Source organism: Candidatus Hydrogenedentota bacterium, assembly GCA_013359265.1.
Classification (GTDB): domain Bacteria; phylum Hydrogenedentota; class Hydrogenedentia; order Hydrogenedentales; family SLHB01; genus JABWCD01.
The window spans coordinates 41,317-58,435 of sequence record JABWCD010000030.1 but is presented as its reverse complement, the minus strand read 5'-3'; the positions used below and the strand labels follow the sequence as shown (position 1 = coordinate 58,435).

Annotated in this window: 16 protein-coding genes; 9 read left to right on the top strand and 7 right to left on the bottom strand. The window is 60.5% G+C overall.

The genetic code is table 11. The annotated features are described in order from the left end of the window. The first annotated feature begins 1 nt into the window (after position 1). Genes HUU46_21615 through HUU46_21595 form a run of 5 tightly spaced genes read left to right on the top strand, consistent with a single transcriptional unit; the run spans position 2 to position 4,101 of the window. Positions 2-493: a GNAT family N-acetyltransferase gene (locus tag HUU46_21615; GenBank protein NUM56246.1), complete on the top strand. Its 492-nt coding sequence runs from the start codon at positions 2-4 to the stop codon at positions 491-493. Positions 494-501: 8 nt separating this feature from the next. Continuing rightward, the gene (locus HUU46_21610) at positions 502-1,353 is read left to right on the top strand and encodes a PIG-L family deacetylase (protein NUM56245.1); all 852 of its coding nucleotides are present in this window, start codon (positions 502-504) and stop codon (positions 1,351-1,353) included. 14 nt (positions 1,354-1,367) lie between these two features. Continuing rightward, positions 1,368-2,282: an ABC transporter substrate-binding protein gene (locus tag HUU46_21605; GenBank protein ID NUM56244.1), complete on the top strand. Its 915-nt coding sequence runs from the start codon at positions 1,368-1,370 to the stop codon at positions 2,280-2,282. Then, positions 2,279-3,082 (top strand): ABC transporter ATP-binding protein, encoded by an 804-nt coding sequence (locus HUU46_21600; GenBank protein ID NUM56243.1) that lies wholly within the window; start codon positions 2,279-2,281, stop codon positions 3,080-3,082. The genes HUU46_21605 and HUU46_21600 overlap by 4 nt, the downstream gene beginning before the upstream one ends. Continuing rightward, positions 3,079-4,101 (top strand): iron ABC transporter permease, encoded by a 1,023-nt coding sequence (locus HUU46_21595; protein ID NUM56242.1) that lies wholly within the window; start codon positions 3,079-3,081, stop codon positions 4,099-4,101. Before HUU46_21600 ends, HUU46_21595 begins: the two co-directional genes overlap by 4 nt. A 53-nt stretch (positions 4,102-4,154) precedes the next feature. Here HUU46_21595 and queF read toward each other — a convergent pair whose 3' ends face one another. The 5 genes from queF to HUU46_21570 all read right to left on the bottom strand — a co-directional run bounded on the left by queF (position 4,155) and on the right by HUU46_21570 (position 10,146). Continuing rightward, complete coding sequence (gene queF, locus HUU46_21590) at positions 4,155-4,538, bottom strand: NADPH-dependent 7-cyano-7-deazaguanine reductase QueF (GenBank protein NUM56241.1); 384 nt, start codon at positions 4,536-4,538, stop codon at positions 4,155-4,157. Between the two features lie 151 nt (positions 4,539-4,689). Continuing rightward, complete coding sequence (locus tag HUU46_21585; protein NUM56240.1) at positions 4,690-6,678, bottom strand: SDR family oxidoreductase; 1,989 nt, start codon at positions 6,676-6,678, stop codon at positions 4,690-4,692. 113 nt (positions 6,679-6,791) lie between these two features. Then, positions 6,792-7,466 carry a hypothetical protein gene (locus HUU46_21580; protein ID NUM56239.1) on the bottom strand — a complete coding sequence of 225 codons (675 nt, stop codon included), beginning with the start codon at positions 7,464-7,466 and terminating at the stop codon, positions 6,792-6,794. Between the two features lie 63 nt (positions 7,467-7,529). Then, positions 7,530-8,168 carry a hypothetical protein gene (locus HUU46_21575; GenBank protein ID NUM56238.1) on the bottom strand — a complete coding sequence of 213 codons (639 nt, stop codon included), beginning with the start codon at positions 8,166-8,168 and terminating at the stop codon, positions 7,530-7,532. 55 nt (positions 8,169-8,223) lie between these two features. Then, positions 8,224-10,146 carry an ABC-F family ATP-binding cassette domain-containing protein gene (locus tag HUU46_21570; protein NUM56237.1) on the bottom strand — a complete coding sequence of 641 codons (1,923 nt, stop codon included), beginning with the start codon at positions 10,144-10,146 and terminating at the stop codon, positions 8,224-8,226. A gap of 103 nt (positions 10,147-10,249) precedes the next feature. Here HUU46_21570 and HUU46_21565 point away from each other — a divergent pair, with 103 nt between their 5' ends. From HUU46_21565 to HUU46_21555, 3 genes are all read left to right on the top strand, one after another. Then, positions 10,250-11,689 (top strand): flavin monoamine oxidase family protein, encoded by a 1,440-nt coding sequence (locus tag HUU46_21565; protein NUM56236.1) that lies wholly within the window; start codon positions 10,250-10,252, stop codon positions 11,687-11,689. A gap of 24 nt (positions 11,690-11,713) precedes the next feature. Further along, positions 11,714-12,454 carry a dienelactone hydrolase family protein gene (locus HUU46_21560; protein NUM56235.1) on the top strand — a complete coding sequence of 247 codons (741 nt, stop codon included), beginning with the start codon at positions 11,714-11,716 and terminating at the stop codon, positions 12,452-12,454. Positions 12,455-12,582: 128 nt separating this feature from the next. Beyond that, positions 12,583-13,527, top strand: coding sequence for a slipin family protein (locus tag HUU46_21555; protein NUM56234.1), 945 nt, complete (start codon positions 12,583-12,585; stop codon positions 13,525-13,527). On the opposite strand, the gene HUU46_21550 is transcribed toward HUU46_21555, so the two are convergent. Next, the gene (locus tag HUU46_21550; GenBank protein NUM56233.1) at positions 13,524-14,231 is read right to left on the bottom strand and encodes a hypothetical protein; all 708 of its coding nucleotides are present in this window, start codon (positions 14,229-14,231) and stop codon (positions 13,524-13,526) included. The two genes, HUU46_21555 and HUU46_21550, sit on opposite strands and share 4 nt — an antisense overlap. 1,077 nt (positions 14,232-15,308) lie before the next feature. Here HUU46_21550 and HUU46_21545 point away from each other — a divergent pair. Then, a complete protein-coding gene (locus HUU46_21545; protein ID NUM56232.1) occupies positions 15,309-16,391 on the top strand; it encodes an SPFH domain-containing protein in 1,083 nt (360 codons plus the stop codon). Between the two features lie 300 nt (positions 16,392-16,691). Here HUU46_21545 and HUU46_21540 read toward each other — a convergent pair whose 3' ends face one another. Further along, complete coding sequence (locus HUU46_21540; protein ID NUM56231.1) at positions 16,692-16,943, bottom strand: hypothetical protein; 252 nt, start codon at positions 16,941-16,943, stop codon at positions 16,692-16,694. Positions 16,944-17,119: the final 176 nt, after the last annotated feature.

Here is a 17,119-nt window from a genome sequence, read left to right as displayed (position 1 = left end):
CGTGCGCATTCGGGAGGCGGCACGCGAGGATCGCGAGGCGATCGAACGGCTTGTGAACGCGGGCGCGCGCGACGTTCGAAAGCGAATCGGTCCGCACCCGCCCCCGGTTAAATCGGAGGACTTGAGCGTTCGCGGCTGCCGGGGATTGGTGGCCGTCGCCGCCGGGCGAATCGTCGGCAGCGTCACGTACCGCGTGCGCGGTGGGCGGCTCCATTTGTTCAACCTTGTCGTCGATGCCAAACACCGCGGAAACGGCGTCGCGCGCGCGTTGGTGCTGGAACTCGAGGACGTCGCCCGGCGAGACCGCGCAAAGCAAATTACTCTCCAAACGGTCGCCGAGCTCGGGGTCGAGCCGATGTTCGAGAAACTGGGCTATCGGGTCAAGAGCGCCAAGCGCGAGTTCTTGTTTTCATCGGACCAGAAACGCGCATTGACCACCGTATATATGGTAAAACGCTTGGGGAAATCCCCCGGACCCGTACTTGGAGACTGATAGTGCCCATTGAATTCAACATGACCTCGGCGCAGTTCTTCGTGCCGGACGGATTGGAGGCCGAGGCGGCGCTGGCGCGCACCACCCACATGGCGGTCGGCGCACACCAGGATGACATCGAGATCATGGCGTACGACGGCATCGTTAAGTGCTTTCAGCAGACCGGCAAGTGGTATTGCGGTATCGTCGTGACCAACGGCAGCGGTTCGCCGCGCGATGACGTATACAAAGAGTACACCGACGAACAGATGCGCGAAGTGCGCGTGATCGAACAGAAGAAGGCGGCTGTCGTCGGTGAGTACGGGTCGCAAATTCTGCTCGACTATCCCAGCAAGGCCGTGAAAGACGGTGGCGACAAGCGGCCCGTCGAAGACCTCGCAAAAATCCTGAAGCTCGCAAAACCGGAAGTCGTTTATACGCACAACCTCACGGACAAACACGAGACCCATATCGGCGTCACGCTGAAGGTCATCGAGGCTATCCGCTCGCTGCCAAAGAAGGACCGCCCAAAGGCGCTGTACGGCTGCGAGGTGTGGCGCGATCTCGATTGGATGGTGGACAGCGACAAAGTCGCGTTCGATTGCTCGGCACACGAGAACCTTCAGATGGCGCTGCTCGGCGTGTTCGATTCGCAGATCGCCGGCGGCAAACGCTACGACCTTGCCACAATGGGCCGCCGCCGCGCGCATGCGACCTATCATGCGTCCCATGCGACCGACAAGACGACCGGCATTACCTTCGGCATGGACCTCACACCGCTCATTACCGACGATGACATGGACGTGGCCGATTTCGCGCAGGAACTCATCCGCCGCTTCGCAACCGATGTGGCCGTGCGCATCGGGCAGTTGCGCGGCTAGCCGCGCAACCGCGTATGCCAGCGCAAACAGGCCGCACACGCAAAAAAATCGGGTTCTGGCTGGCGCTCTTCCTGCTGCAGGCCGTCGCGTCGCTGGGTTGCGATTCCTCAGGAAGCAGTCGGGCGTCTGCCCGTAAGGGAATCATCACGTTTGGTCCTAACATCACGGAGACCGTCTTCGCCCTTGGGCAGGGCGATCGCATCGTCGGCGTCACGGATTTTTGCGATTACCCACCGGAGGCCAAATCGATTCAACGTGTCGGCGGGTATCTCGACCCCGACCTCGAGACAATTACCGCGCTTGCACCGGAATTGATCATCCTTCCGGGAAAGATGGAAAAGTTGGCGGCCCTCGCGCAGCAGAATGGGTATCGTATTCTGAACGCGCACATGGATGACGTGAAGTCGATCCATGAAAGTGTCCGCGCGATCGGCGACGCGCTCGATTGCGCGCAGCAGGCGGAAGCACTGTGCGCAAGAATCGACGCCGATCTCGACGCGGTGCGCAAGTCCACGCGGGGAAAACCCCGGCCGAAGGTGCTCCTGATCAACACGCGCCAGAGCCACGACCTCAACAATCTGTTTACCGTGGGGCGCCTGTCGTTCATGTCCGAGTTGACGGACATCGCCGGAGGCGACAATATCTTCAACGACGCCGATAACCCGTATTTCGAGGCGTCGAAGGAGAGTGTCGTGGCGCGCGCGCCGGATGTGATCGTCGAGTTTCACGCGGGCGAGAATCTTTCGCCCGAGGAGCAGGCCCGCTACATTGCGGACTGGGACGAGCTAAGCACCGTGCCCGCGGTTCAGAACGGGCGCGTGCACCTCTTCCTCGAATCGTATGGGCTTCGGCCCGGGCCACGTGTGGGGCTTATCGCGAAACAACTCTCGGAGATGCTCCATCCCGCAGCCGGTGAGAAAGAGCTGTGACGCCGCTCATCGAAATGTCCTCGATCTCGTTTGCGTACGAATCGGGAAAGTCTGTGCTCGAGAACGTGACGGCGTCACTGGGCGATGGCGAACTTGTCGGCATTGTCGGCCCAAACGGCTGCGGCAAGAGTACGCTGTTGAAGTTGATGTCGGGCGCACTGCGACCCGTGACCGGTACCGTCCGAATCGGTGGCCTCGCGTCGAACGCGCTCAGGCCTATGCAACGGGCGCGTATCGTCGCGTTTCTGCCGCAATCGGTGAACCCTATCTTCTCGATGCGCGTGAGCGAGGCCGTGGGTCTGGGGCGGTTTCCGCACGTCGGCGCGTTTGGGACCTTGAGCGCGCACGACCGCGCCGTGACGGACCGCTGCCTGACCGAGACGGAGACGGCGACGCTGCGCGATCGGGACTTTCTATCGTTATCCGGCGGCGAGCGCCAACGCGTGCTGCTCGCAAGTGTGCTCGCTCAAGAGCCGCGCGCGCTGTTGCTGGACGAGCCCACCTCGTCGCTCGACATTCACCACCAGATCGAAATTTTCGCCCTGTTGCGGCGGATCCGGAACGACCACCGCGGCATCGCCGTGGTGACGCACGACATCAACCTCGCCGCGCGGTTCTGCGATCGCATCCTGCTGTTGGGCTGCGCGTCGCGCGGCATCCTGGCTTCGGGCTGCGCCGGCGAGGTCGTTACCGAGCCGCTGCTGTCCCGAGCGTACGGCGCGGCAATTCGTGTGTGCGCGCACCCGCTGACGGGTACGCCGCTGGTGACCGTCGATGCGCTCGCGGAGCCCCGGCAATGAAGTCGCGCGCGGTAGCGATTCTACTATGCGCAATCGTGTGCGCGGCGCTCGTGCTCGCGAGTATTGCGATCGGCACGGAATCCATCGACCTGCGCGACGCGTTCACCCAATGGCGATCCGGTGCAGACCTTGCCGGCGCGCGCGAACTTAATATCGTCCTGACACTGCGCCTGCCGCGCACCCTGCTCGCTTTGCTGGCAGGCGCAGGGCTTGCCCTGGCCGGGTGCGCGTTTCAGGCGCTGTTGCGCAATCCGCTCGCGACGCCGTATACGCTGGGCATTGATAGCTTCGCCGCGCTTGGCGCATACACGGCAACCGTGCTCGGCGCGGGCACGGCGATGAATGTGCTTGGCTACTCGTTAGTGCAGGTTGCCGCGTTCGCCGCGGCGACACTCGACGTCTTGATCATATACGCGATGGCCACCCGCGCGCGGCGCATGTCGCCGCTGGTGCTACTGCTCGCGGGAGTGACGCTGGGATTGCTCGCAAACTCCGGAATCTTGTTCCTGCGCTATCTTGCGAAACCGGAGCAACTCATCAACATGGACCGCTGGCTCATGGGCGGCGTCGACCTCATCGGGTATGAGCCGGTGTGGACGCTGCTCATTGGCATCGTCCCGTGCGCGCTAGTCCTCCTCGCGCAGGCGGCCCGCTTCGATCAATTGGGGTTCGGCGAGGATCTTGCCGCGGGCCGCGGCGTGGACGTGCGCCGGCTGCAAGTGACAACGTTTCTCGTCTGCTCGATCATGACCGGCGTCATCGTGTCGAAAGTCGGACCCATCGGGTTTGTCGGCCTCGTGGTACCGCACGCCGTGCGGACAATCACCGGCTCGCGCCATCGCGTGCTCATGCCCATGAGCATGGTCGCGGGCGGCGCATTCTTATGTTTGTGCGACATCATCGCACGCAAAGCAATGACCGGCGAAACGCCGATTGGTATCATCACGTCAATCGTCGGCGCGCCCTTCTTCCTATACCTTCTCGTGCGGAGGCGATTCGCGGATTGGGACAGCCAGTAGCGAAGTCGCGAAGCGAGGACGTTAGGGGTCGGAAAGCAAGAGTAGGACGGCGGCTATGTTTCGCTCCAGTTCGCGCTGACGGTAGACGACAGGCCGCCGCGGGGTTTGCACGCGATCTCGATCTTCATGCATTTCGGTTTGCACGCTTTCACGAGGTCGTCAAGCATTCGATTGACGAGGTGCTCGTACCAGATACCAACGTTTCGGTAGGACATCAAATAATACTTCAGCGAGCGCAGTTCGATGCAGTGGCGGTTGGGGGTGTACGTAATAGTCACCGTGGCAAAATCAGGTAGACCGGAGAAAGGGCACACCGACGTAAACTCGTCGGTGGTGGTCACGATATCGACGCGCTGCGCGACCGGCTTGTCGGCGTATTCGTACTCGAAGCATTCGAGGCATGCCGCGTCGATTGCTTCCGGGCCGGAGAACGGTATTGTCTTATCGAGCGCCCTGAATTGCTCCCGCGCCGACGGTGTTGGCTTGTCCACAATCAACTCCCAACGTTCTCGTTGAGTTCTCGTTTGAGTTCTCGTTCCCAAGCTCCGGCTTGGGAACGCAATTAACGCGAAGCTCCGCTTCGCGTTCCTACCAATGTATCCCGCGCATCAACGCGGCAAACACCATCGCCTCGGGCGAAACGGCGTCGTCCTTCGGCTCCGCTTCGTCCTTCGCCTTCGCGGAATCCGGGAACAGCTTGTACGCGGTGTTCAGCACCACGTCCGAGAGGCCGGGCAGCAGCGTCGTCATGACCTGCGCAAACACGCCCAACCGCGTGGCAATGCGTTTCGGACGATAGATGATGGCTTCGACCAGCATGTCCGCGGCTTCCGCCTCCGTAAGCGCGGGCACATGTTCGTACAGGCGCGTGGGATCGATCATCGGCGTGCGCACGAGCGGCATGTTGATCGTCGTGAACTTCACGTCCTTGTCGAGGAACTCGGCCTGCACGCAGCGCGCGAAGGCGTCGAGAGCGGCCTTCGACGCGATATAGCCGGAGAAGCGCGGCGAGTTTGCAAGGACGCCGAGTGTGGACACGTTGATGATGTGGCCCTGCCTGCGTTCCGACATATGCGGCAGCACGCCCATAATGAGGCGCACCGCGGCGAAGTAATTGATCTGCATCAGACGCTCGAAATCATGGAATCGCTCGTACGACTGCTTGATCGAACGGCGAATCGATTTGCCCGCATTATTGATAAGGATATCGACGCGCCCATGGTCCGCCATCACCTTCTCGAGTACCTCGTCGCAGTGCTTTAACACGGACAAGTCGACGGGATACACGTGCGCTTCGCCGCCCGCCGCCTTAATCTCGCTTTGTACTTCCTTGAGCATGTCTTCGCGGCGCGCAACAAGGCAAACGATACCTCCGGCTGCGCCAACCTTCAGCGCCGTGGCCTTGCCGATCCCGCTGGATGCGCCGGTGATCACGACGACCTTTCCGTGTACAGCGCCCGCGAGCGTGCGGTCCCGGTTGGCGTCCGGATCGAGGTTGCGCTCCCAATAATCCCAAATGGCCGGCGCGTACGTGTCCAGCCGCGGGCAGGCAATGCCCGAACCCTCGAGCGCGCGTTGCGTATCACGGCAATCGAATCGCGTCGGATAGTTGATGTACTGAAGTGTTTCCTTGGGCACGCCGAGGTCGCGCAGAATCGACTCGATGAGGCGTTTCACCGGCGGCAACTGCAGAATCAAATCGCGCATGTTCTTCGGAATGATGTCGAGCATGCGCGCGTCGATGCGCATGGCGAACTGCGGCGCGCGCGACGCTTTCGCAAAAATGTTCAGCGCCTCGCCGGAACGGTACGGCTGCGGATCGGTGAGATGAAATGTGCGGCCGTTCAGCCCGCCCTTGTGCGCAAGGTAGTCCGTAGCGGCGACAACGTAATCAACCGGCACGATGTTAATGCGCCCGCCTTCGAGACCGACCAGCGGCACCCATGACGGCAGCGCATTGCGCACGCGCTGCAGGAACTTGAACAGGTAATACGGCCCATCGGCCTTCGGTATTTCGCCGGTCTTCGAGTTGCCGACGACAATGCCGGGGCGGTAGATGCGATACGGAATCTTGCACTCCGCGCGCACAACGCCTTCCGCAAGGCGTTTCGATTTGAAGTACGGCTGGTCGAACTCCTCCGCCTCCTCGAACATGTCCTCTTGCCAATAACCTTGGAACAGGCCCGCCACGGCAACGCTGCTCATGTGGTGAAAACATTTTGCTTTGATTGCCTCGGCAAGCGTGATCGCCTCGCGCGTGCCCTCGACGTTCACATGGATTTGAAGCTCCTCGTCGTCGCTCATCATGTCGTAGTGCGCCGCAACGTGGAAGAAGTGTTTGACCTTCCCTTCAAGCTTGGTCATTACGTCCTTGCGCACGCCAAGGTGGGGTTTGGTCAGGTCGCCGCGCACGGCGGCAAGACGGTCCGCCTTCAAGCCCAGCTTCTTCCGCAGCGCGTCCAGCTTATGCTCGGATTCGGGCCGCACCAGCGCATAGATCGTACCCTTGCGCTTAGCCAGCAGGCCCACCAACTCACCGCCGATGAAGCCCGTCGCCCCCGTAATGAAATAGCCCATGAAATGCACCCCTTCGAAACGCGACTCAAGGAAGACACGAGATTACCGACGAATGTTACGGCACCTAGTTTACTGGGCGTTTGCGAAGCAGGCAAGAAAAGCTGCCATGCGGCCTAACGCCGTTTTCGCTTCGACAGACGCTTCTTCTTTAGCACCTTCCGAAACTCCACAAGGGAGTAGGCCAGTTCGTTTCGCCGCTTCCACAATCGAGAGAATAGATCAACGTCAGTGAGAAAGCTGGCCAAGGCAACAGGATGTCGGAATGATTGCCGCCACAAAAGGCGCTTTGTATATTTCTTCTGGTGCTTCTCCGCGATTCTCTCCCATTCGCCCTGTTCCGGATATTTTGTGAAGTGAATGTGATGGCCGATTTCATGGAAGAGTACGCTGGAGAGTGCAAGAATGGTGAGATGCTGCGAGTAGTATCGAGTTGCACCCATAATTACGGCCTTGTTTACGAAGATTTCGATGTATGGGGCCTCACCATTCCACGCGGGGTGGTATAGGCCAATGGCATCCGGAATTCTCACCGTACGTTTTCGGCTATACGTCTTGGCTCGTCTACGCCGGCGGGGAAGCGCTCCGGTGTTTGTTAGCACAATACGATTCAGGCCCATGAGGAATTTTGGAGGAATGACGCGCAACGACGAACGCAGCTCGGGAATCAGCGGAAACGGCGGCGTGTAGTCTTTGTATGCCTCGACGAACTTTACTTGTTCGTAAACATTGATGTCGTACTCATTGTCCCAGAACAAGCTCTTTAAGCGCTGGCCTACTCGCAAGTTCATTATCTTTTCACGCCATCGTCGAATCCAGTCGCGCGACTAAGGGTTACGCGGCGCCCCCTACCTTTATCCGAGGGCGTCCGCGATGAATTCGATGATGCCACCGGCGACTTCCCCGGCGATTTCGACGCCGCTGCCCGCCGCTTCGACGATGTAATATGACGCCTCGCCCACGCCCTTGGCGACGTTCACGACGACATCGACAGCCGCCGGACCCCATGCGTCAGAGGTATGAATCGCGATCTCGGCGGCAACCTCGCTTAGAACATCTCCCGGCCCGTCGTAGGTCAAGTTGCTGCGCACGCGCGCACTCTCACGACGGCGCATCACATTGATAATTGCGAGAATCTCGGGCGCATCGAGCCATACGCCACGTTCGACGGCGCAGTAGTCGATGGTCACGCCTTCGACCTGGCGAAGCTCCATCATGCGTCCGGGATACCACGGCGACATGCGCGACTTGCAGTGCGCACCGGCAGCGGGTGCGCTGTGGACAGCCTCGTGCATTCCGCACTGCCGCGTATGGCGGTGCTCGTGCGCTTCAAGGGTTGCGCCGTCAATCGCGGCGCCGTGGCCCGCAGGACAAAAATGCAGCGCGATCCTGCCCATGTGCTTTCCGCGCAACTCGGCATTACAGTCCGGGCAAATGGGGCGCGCCAAGCGCGCTGGCGCCGCCGGGTCCGATACCGTCGCAGGTGCGTCCAACGGAGTGGGTCTCCTCGCTTTTCAGTAAAAGTATGCGCATCGCCGCAGCGCAACGCTAGTGTAGCACGGACTCCAACTCCGCCCACCGGGCAAAGAGGCGCTCGACGTCCGCGCGGGCAGCCGCGAGGTCGGCGGCAATTTTTCCAGCGTGATCGCGGCCTTGCTGGTACGTCGCGGGATCGTTGGCCAGCGCCTCCAAACGCGCGACGGTGGCCTCCGCCTGGTGGATAGCCGCTTCCATTCCCTCGAGTTCTTTTTGCTCGCGGTACGAAAGCTTACGCTTGCCGGGTTCGGCCGACACTCTCGGCGGTTTGTTGCGTTCCTTTTCCGCCGGCGCTTCGACCGGTGCCTGCTCTTCCTTCCACCGGAGGTAATCGTTGTAGTTGCCCGCGATCTGCACGAGACCGCGCCCGCGTTCGAACACGACGAGGTGCGTGCACAAACGGTTGAGAAAGTAACGATCATGGCTCACGAGTATCGCGCAACCGTCGAACGCGATCACCGCGTCCTCGAGCACGCGCAGGGTCTGCAAATCGAGATCGTTCGTCGGCTCGTCAAGCACGAGCACGTTTCCCCCGCGCAGCAATTTCTTCGCGATATCGAGCCGGTTGCGCTCGCCGCCCGAGAGGCGATCCATCGGCATTCGCAACGCCGCGCGATCGAACAGGAACCGTTCGAGGTACGCAGGCACGTGCATGCGCTTACCCCCGATCTCGATGTCGGTAACGCCGTTCGACACAAAATCGAGTATCGTTTGATCCGGCGGAACTTCGTCATGCGACTGATCGACATAGAGAAACTCGACCGTCTCCCCGTGGACGATTTCGCCCTTGTCCGGTGCGTCGATGCCCATCAACACACGCACGAGCGACGTCTTGCCGCATCCGTTCGGCCCCATCACGCCGACTCGCATCCCGCGCTGCAATATGAGCGAAAAATCGCGGAAAAGCGTTTCGCCCCCGGCAATGCGCGAGATTTTCTTCGCCTCGATTACCGTCTTGCCTAGCCGCTGCGTTTGCGGGATATCAAACGAAAACTCCCGGTCGCGTTCGACGGGCCCTTGCGCCTCGATTTCGTAATAGCGATCGACCCGGTACTTTGCCTTCGTGCCACGCGCCTTGGGTTGGCGGACGAGCCACTGCAGTTCGCGGCGCAACAGCGAACGGCGGTTCGCTTCAGTGCGCGCGTCGTGCGCCTCGCGCTCCGCCTTCAATTCGAGAAACCGCTCGTAATTGCCCGGATAGCCCGTAACGCGGCCGTGCTCCAATTCGACAATGCGGTTCACAACCCGATCGAGAAAGTAGCGGTCGTGTGTCACAAGGATGCAACTTCCCGTATATGCCGCGAGGAAATCCTCTATCCACTGCACGCTGGTGACGTCGAGATGGTTCGTCGGTTCATCGAGCAGCAGCAGGTCCGGGTGCCGCACAAGCGCCGCTGCAAGGTCGACGCGCCGGCGCTCCCCGCCGGAGAGTGTCGCGACAGAACGATCGGTGGCGGGCAAATCGAGCGCAACCGTGACGCGTTTGATGTCCTCATCGAGGTTCCACGCGTCGGCCATCTCGACTTCGTGCTGCAGCAACGCGGCCTGCCGTCCCAGCTTCGCATGCTCGGGCGAATCGTGAGGCGTCGCCGCGAGGCGGTCCATCGTGGCGTGATACCTCGCAAGCAGTGCGCGCACGTCTTCAGCCGCGCGCGAAAGCACGTCCCCAACCGAGTCGGATGCCGACGAAGACGGCAGTTGCCCCAGCATGACGACACGCAGCCCATCCTGCCGCGTGATCTTGCCATCGGTCGCCGACTCGGACCCGGCGATGATGGAGAGAAATGTCGATTTGCCGCAGCCATTTCGGCCTATCAAACCAATGCGATCGCCCTCGTGGACCGTAAGCGACACGCGATCCAAGACAGGTTGCGCGCCAAAGCTCTTGGTTACGTCGAGTGCGGTCAAAATCGCGGCTGTGGGTTGTGGTGGCATGTTTGTGCGTGTATTGCGAGCGGTGAAGCCCGGTATACTAGCGCGGCGCGGGCTGTGTTAGCCAACGCGAGTCTGTCGGGGAACCCGGGGGAACACGAGTCAAATGCCACAATCACGACGACAATTCTTGGGCAATGCCGCCGCGTTGGGAATTGCGGCGGGCAGCCGATCGGCGCACGCGCAAGGCGCACCGCGCACGCACGCGGATGTCATCGTCGTCGGCGCAGGGCTCGCGGGGCTGACCGCCGCACGCGAGCTGGCCCGAAAAGGGAAATCCGTCATTGTGCTCGAAGCGCGCGACCGCGTTGGCGGCCGCACGCTCGCGCAGGCGACGCAGAGCGGCGAGATGCTCGACGTAGGCGGGCAATGGATCGGGCCGGGCCAAGACCGCATGCTGGCCTTGGTAAATGAATTTGGTTTGCGGACGTATCAGCAGCCCCACGCGGGCACGAAGATTCTGAAAATCGAGGGCAAACTGCGGACGTACGAAGGCGACATTCCGGCACTGCCCCTTCTGGCAAAACTCGACCTTGCGCGGATGTTTTCGCAGTTGGACAAGTTTGCCAAGACGATACCGCTGGACGCCCCGTACGCTGCGGAACGCGCGCAAGCGTGGGACAATGTCACGCTCGAGACATGGAAGCGGCAGTACCTGCGCACGTCGAAGGCGCAAGCGCTGCTCGACATCGTCGCGCAATCCGTGTTTGGCGCGGAGGCCGGCGATATCTCGTTCTTGTTTTTCCTCTACTATCTGCGATCGGGCGGGTCGCTGGAGAAGCTGATCGGAATCACCGGCGGTGCGCAGGAAACGCGCGTGCATGGCGGCACACAACAAATCTCGGATCGGCTTGCCGCGCAACTCGGCGATGGGCTGCGGCTGAACAGCCCTGTCCGCGCAATTCGGCACGGCGGCGACGGCGTGAAGGTGATTGCGGACTCCGGCGAATACAACGGCGCATACACAATTGTTGCCGTGCCGCCGTTCCTCGCAGGGCGCATCGCGTACGACCCGTCGCTGCCTGCATTGCGTTCGCAACTTACCCAGCGCATGCCAATGGGTTCGATCATCAAGTGCATCATGGTCTACGACAAACCCTTTTGGCGCGGCGACGGATTCTCGGGGGAGATCGCCTCGGACGACGGGCCGCTGTGCGCAGCGTTTGACGATACGCCGGAGGGAAGCGCGGAGGGCTCGCTCATCGGTTTCATCGCAGGCGATGCCGCGCGCGCGTGGACGGAAAAATCGCCCGCCGAACGGCGCGACGCGATTCTGAAGCAGTTTGTCGAGTGCTATGGAGACAGGGCCGCCCAACCGAAGGAATACATCGAGAAAAACTGGCTCGAAGAGGAATGGTCCGGTGGCTGCTACGAAGCGTATATGGGGCCGGGCGTGATGACGTCCTACGGCAAAGCGTTGCGCGCGCCCGTCGGACGAATTCATTGGGCGGGCACGGAAACCAGCGACGAGTGGTGCGGATACATGGACGGCGCCGTGCGCTCCGGCGAACGCGCAGCCGATGAGGTTCTGGCGCGGTTGACGTAGCGATAAGACTGGAAAGGGTGTTACATGGATCGAATTGTACCGGCGATGGCGCTCGTTGCGGTTGCGCTCTTGGGAGGTTGTGTGACAATACAGGAAGAGAGAATCACCAACATGGGGCCGCCGACCGGGTTCATAAACAAAACGATGACCGTGGGCGGCAAGCAACTGGCCTACAACGTCTATGTCCCGCGCCAATACGACCCGTCGCGGAAATGGCCGCTCATCGTATTTCTTCACGGGCGCGGGGAGCGCGGCAGCGACGGCCTCTTACAGACGGATGTCGGGATCGGCCGCGCGATTCGCAAAAACCCGGAACGCTTCCCGTGCCTCGTCGCCATGCCGCAATGCCCTGCCGACAGCGGTTGGAACGCGCGGCACGACATCATCGACGAGACAATCGCGCGCGGCTTCGCGGAGTATTCCATCGATAAGTCGCGCGTCTGCTTGACCGGCCTCTCGATGGGCGGCTACGGCACATGGTCCTACGGAGCGGCGCACCCCGAACTGTTCGCGGCGCTGCTCCCCATCTGTGGCGGCGGAATGACGACGGACGCGCCCGCCCTGGCAAAGGTCCCCATCCGCGTGTTTCACGGCGGCTCGGACAGCATCGTAAACCCGACCGCATCGCGTGCGATGGTCGATGCCGTAAAGAAGGCCGGCGGCGACATCGAGTACACGGAATACCCCGAAGTGGACCACAATTCGTGGGACAAAACCTACGGCGACGAAACCGTTATCGAGTGGATTCTCGAACGGAAAAGGTAGACGATCAACGCATTGGACTGAGATTGGGAGACGCGCGAAGCGCCATCGGAAATACAAGATAACACCGCAGTCGGTGAAGGGGGGGAATTGCTATGGATATTGGTGAAGCCCTCGAAAAACTGTCGCAAATGCAGTCGGGTACCCCCCGAAAGCATTTTGCGGAGCCTGCGCGCGGCCACGTGTCGCTCGGCTTATCATTGCGGGCGCTTATCTTGTTCGTTCTCCTCGGCCCGCCTGTGGTTTACTTCGTTGTAACTCCGGCCGTCCAGACCCCGCCCAACATTGTGATACTGATCGTCGTGGCAATCGTGCTTCGAATTTTGATCAGCGGCATACGCGTGGCCGCGCAATGGGAACGTGCCATCGTGCTTCGGTTGGGAGAATTTCATGCGGTTAGGGGTCCGGGAATCTTTTATATCATCCCTATTATCGAATGGGTCCGGTTTATCGATACCCGCACGTTGGTGCTCAACGTGCCAAAACAAAAGGTCATCACGAAGGACAACGTCCCTGCGGAGATCGACGGCGCGCTGTTCTTCCTCGTGTCGGACCCGGAGCGCGCCATAGTCAAAGTCCAGGATTACCAATTCGCCATGGCGCAGTACGCCCAAGCGGCGTTGCGTGACGTCGTGGGCGGACTGTCACTCGACGAACTGCTCACCGAACGCGAGCGCATCCAGCAGCATATTGCGGAGATCGTGCAGGAACACGTGTCGAACTGGGGATTGCACGTCGACTCGATTCGCCTGCTGGATATTGAATTACCGGAAGACTTGAAGCGCATGATGTCGCGCCAGGCCTCCGCCGAGCGCGAAAAGCGCGCCACGATCACGAAGGCCGAAGGCGACAAGCTCGCCGCGCTGAACCTCGCCCAGGCCGCGGAAACCATGCGTAGCAGCCCCGGCGCCATGCAACTGCGGACGCTCCAAACCATCGACGGCCTCGGGCCGACGGCGTCGAACACCGTTGTGCTCTATCCCATCGAGTTGACGGAAGCGTTTAAGACATTGTCTGCAATAGTTGGCCGGAAGGCCCCAAGCGAGGACAAGGGCGAAGGCATTAACCTTGGTTAGCGCTCAGCGAATGGTGCGATCCGCGCGTCCCATTCACTAAGGGGCACGGCCTCAACGTGCCCGTCCAGAAACAGCACGGCCCGCGCGGGCTTGTATTCCGTATCGGCCGGCAGGTTGTCGCGCGATATGACGATCGGGACAATACTCTGCATCAAAGCGCCCGAGCCTGCATAATCGGATTCATAGTTTGAAGCGTTTGCAACCACAAGCAAACCGTCTTGGATAAGCTGGCGCGCCATTCGTTCCATGTCCTGTTCGGCCTGGCCCGGAAACAGAAGCTCGTACGAGACGGCCCCCTCGATCGCCCACGGCGACCTTAGAACTGCGACGTCCTTCAGATACTCCGGATAGACCGTGAGCCATCCGCCGGGAAGGTGGCCCGTGTTCTCGTTCGCGAACATCTTGCAGGCAAGACCGAGTTGTTTCAGGTTACTGAATTCAAGATCGCGTAACGCATCGGTGACGGCGGCAGTCTCCTCGCTTGGTCGTGCAACGGGTTCGACCGCACTTAACAAACCGAACATGGAAACGTCGAGGGTCAACGAAGGGTTGTCGTATTCGATGCGAATTACCGGAGACGATATTGGGACGTCGCTCCCCCATATTTCCCGTAGCTTGCGCTCGTGTTCCAGCAGCCCCTCCGTCGATATTTCCTGTTCCTTGAATTGGCGGGCAAGATCGGCAGCGCGACTAGTTTGGGCCATGTCTCCCCCGTTATACGTGATTCTGCGTTCGGAAGAACTTGCCAAAAGTGACTGGTCCGCCAAATCCTCCGGTGTAAGTTGCGAAAGCGATGTCGGCATTTTGCCGCCGTTCCGGTCTGCAAACCGCTTTATGGCATCGTAGACGATCCTGCCGTCTGCATACCGCCTCTTCCGTAGTTGTAGTTCCTGTTTTTCCCTCGCCAGGAAATCCTCCGGGAGCCGCACAAGCCGCGCTGCTTGCCCTTCATACTCGCCCTCAACCTCGGTATTCGAGTGATTCAACGATCCTACGAACGTACGCGTGCGGATACCTTGAATGGCCTCGAAAAGTTCAAACTGCATACCTTCCAGGAGAACACTGCATGCATTGCCGTGGTGAGATGACTTGGCGGAGATACCGTCATTGTCTTGCTTCAAGGTGAATCGACCCACGGCGTGGACCTCGCCTTCCTCCCTTTCCAGATACAGTTCCCAAGTGCCGGTAAGGTTAGGGCGCGAGGACTCTGTTGCCACTGGCACGGGTTGAGGGCTTGATGGGACCGGTTGCACGCGCGATTGTCTAGCCGGGACGGTCCGCGCCGACGCTTGCTTGGGCGCGGACGATTCCGATACGGGCGCCGCAAACTCCGGCGTTTGCGGTACGCTCACGCGCGGGTTCGTACGGGCGCCAAGGTAAACCACCGCTCCAGCCAGGATTGCGCCCAACACTATTCCTGACACGCGGAGAAAGGGTCGCATGGCGTATCCCTCGTACGTTGACGGCATTGACGAAAAAATGGCGTGCGCGATGAATTTCGATCAGATTCCTGAAGTCCTGTCGAGCCAGCCGTCTTGTAGGTGGTTGCAGCGTCCGTAGCCCCGTCAGCGTCCTACCGCGTGCCGACGACAAACCAGAGCGTAGTCACGATCAGGATCGCAATGAAGAACAAGCCGCCCGTGATGTAGACGACCTTGCCGTTGACGTACATGGCGTTATTACTCCGGCGCATAGTATGGCCGTGTGCGGCGCGGCCGATCAAGACACCCCGCTTTCGTGTACAATTCCGGGTAACTGCGGTTCTTCAGGAGGGTCTCGCGATGGGCTTGTTCGATAAACTGCGCGGCGAACTGATCGACATCGTCGAATGGCTCGACGCCTCGAACGACACGATGGTTCACCGGTTCGACCGGATGAACAACGAGATTAAGAACGGCGCGCAACTCGTCGTGCGCGAGGGACAATGTGCCGTGTTCATCGACCGCGGGCAGTTGGCCGACGTGTTCAAACCGGGCATGTACACGCTCGACACGGAGAACCTGCCAATTCTCTCCACGATTCAGGGCTGGAAGTACGGGTTCGAGAGCCCGTTCAAGTGCGAAGTCTATTTCATCAGCACGCGCCAGTTCACCGATCTCAAGTGGGGGACGAAAAACCCGATTATCGCGCGCGATCCCGAGTTCGGCCCCGTGCGGCTGCGCGCGTTCGGGACGTATTGCATCCGCGTCACCGGCCCCGAGAATTTCATCCGTGAAATCGTGGGGACCGACGGTACCTTCACGACAGACGACGTGACGGAGCAATTGCGCAATCTGATAGTCTCACGGTTCGCGGACATCATCGGCGAGAGCAAGATGCCCGTGCTCGACATGGCGGCGAACTACGACGAACTCGGCAAGTTCATCAGCGACCGCATCGCGAACGATTTCGATCAATACGGCATCCAGGTGACGAAGCTGCTTGTCGAAAACATCTCGCTGCCGCCGGAGGTCGAGGCCGCGCTCGACAAGCGCACGAGCATGGGCGTGATCGGCAACCTCAACGCGTATACGCAATTCCAAGCCGCGACCGCCATGACCGACGCCGCGAAAAACCCCGGAGCGGGCGGCGCAATGGGCATGGGCGTCGGCATGATGATGGCCAACCAGGTCGGTGGCGTCGCCGCGGGATCGATGGCGTCCCCACCGCCAATTCCGGGCGCAACCATTTTCGTCGCCGTGGACGGACAACAGACGGGACCCTTCGATTCCGAGGCGCTGAAACAACAGATAAAGTCCGGACGCCTCACGCGGGAATCTCTCGTCTGGAAGGAAGGCATGGCGCAATGGACGCCGGCCACCGATGTTGCGGAAGTATCGAACTTGTTCGGCGCCGTGCCTCCGCCGGTTCCGCCGAAGGTGTGATTCAGGCGCGAACGCACCGAGTACAATAATAACGTCTTTGCGTTTACCCCGAAGGGGTTTCGGCGCGCAGCCCAGGGTTGGCCCGCCGAAGTCGCTTCGACGTAGGCGGGGCTACCCTGGGAACCAACCACCCGCATTAGGGAATGTACCCTGAAGGGGTTTCGGCATTAATGTTAGAGGCTCTACGAAACATTGTGTGCCTAATCCACCTCAATAACCGAACAGTGCGTCAAAGCGTGATGTATTGGAAATGCCGGTCTATGTCGTGTCGAGCTCGGGTGCGACGAACAATTCGCGCCATCACGAACTTCGATTGATCCCCGCCGCATGTTCGGCCTCGCGCCGAATAGCCGACCACTCGCCTTGTGTCAATTCGACGTCATCGCCTTCGAGGCCCTTAAGCAACTCGCTTTCCAGCAACTCTTGAGCAACTTCATTGGAGTCATCCAAGGCCCGAATCGCAGGACGAAGCAGTTCATCCGGCGAACTATACTCGCCGCTGGCGACCCATCGCTCGATCTCCCGTTCGATGTCGGACGAAATATTTAACATACGATTGCTATACCTTGAGCCATACTGGGTGTCTAGATCATGCTACCCAAATCGCTAGCGCAACGTATTCTCCGCGGCACGCCCGTTCTCATCCTTGGAAATCCGCCTGTGTGCCTTTGCGTTTCCCTATGCGCTAGAATGCCGGTTTTGGCGTGCCCGGGGGAATCCGCACGCGA

Excerpts from the sequence above, each read along its gene's own strand:
- HUU46_21570 (NUM56237.1), bottom strand. The coding sequence starts at position 10,146 with ATGCCACCACAACCCACAGCCGCGATTTTGACCGCACTCGACGTAACC.
- HUU46_21555 (NUM56234.1), top strand. The coding sequence starts at position 12,583 with ATGCAGTCGGGTACCCCCCGAAAGCATTTTGCGGAGCCTGCGCGCGGC.
- HUU46_21580 (NUM56239.1), bottom strand. The coding sequence starts at position 7,466 with ATGAACTTGCGAGTAGGCCAGCGCTTAAAGAGCTTGTTCTGGGACAAT.
- HUU46_21545 (NUM56232.1), top strand. The coding sequence starts at position 15,309 with ATGGGCTTGTTCGATAAACTGCGCGGCGAACTGATCGACATCGTCGAA.
- HUU46_21540 (NUM56231.1), bottom strand. The coding sequence starts at position 16,943 with ATGTTAAATATTTCGTCCGACATCGAACGGGAGATCGAGCGATGGGTC.
- HUU46_21605 (NUM56244.1), top strand. The coding sequence starts at position 1,368 with ATGCCAGCGCAAACAGGCCGCACACGCAAAAAAATCGGGTTCTGGCTG.
- HUU46_21550 (NUM56233.1), bottom strand. The coding sequence starts at position 14,231 with ATGGCCCAAACTAGTCGCGCTGCCGATCTTGCCCGCCAATTCAAGGAA.
- HUU46_21585 (NUM56240.1), bottom strand. The coding sequence starts at position 6,678 with ATGGGCTATTTCATTACGGGGGCGACGGGCTTCATCGGCGGTGAGTTG.
- HUU46_21565 (NUM56236.1), top strand. The coding sequence starts at position 10,250 with ATGCCACAATCACGACGACAATTCTTGGGCAATGCCGCCGCGTTGGGA.
- HUU46_21560 (NUM56235.1), top strand. The coding sequence starts at position 11,714 with ATGGATCGAATTGTACCGGCGATGGCGCTCGTTGCGGTTGCGCTCTTG.
- HUU46_21595 (NUM56242.1), top strand. The coding sequence starts at position 3,079 with ATGAAGTCGCGCGCGGTAGCGATTCTACTATGCGCAATCGTGTGCGCG.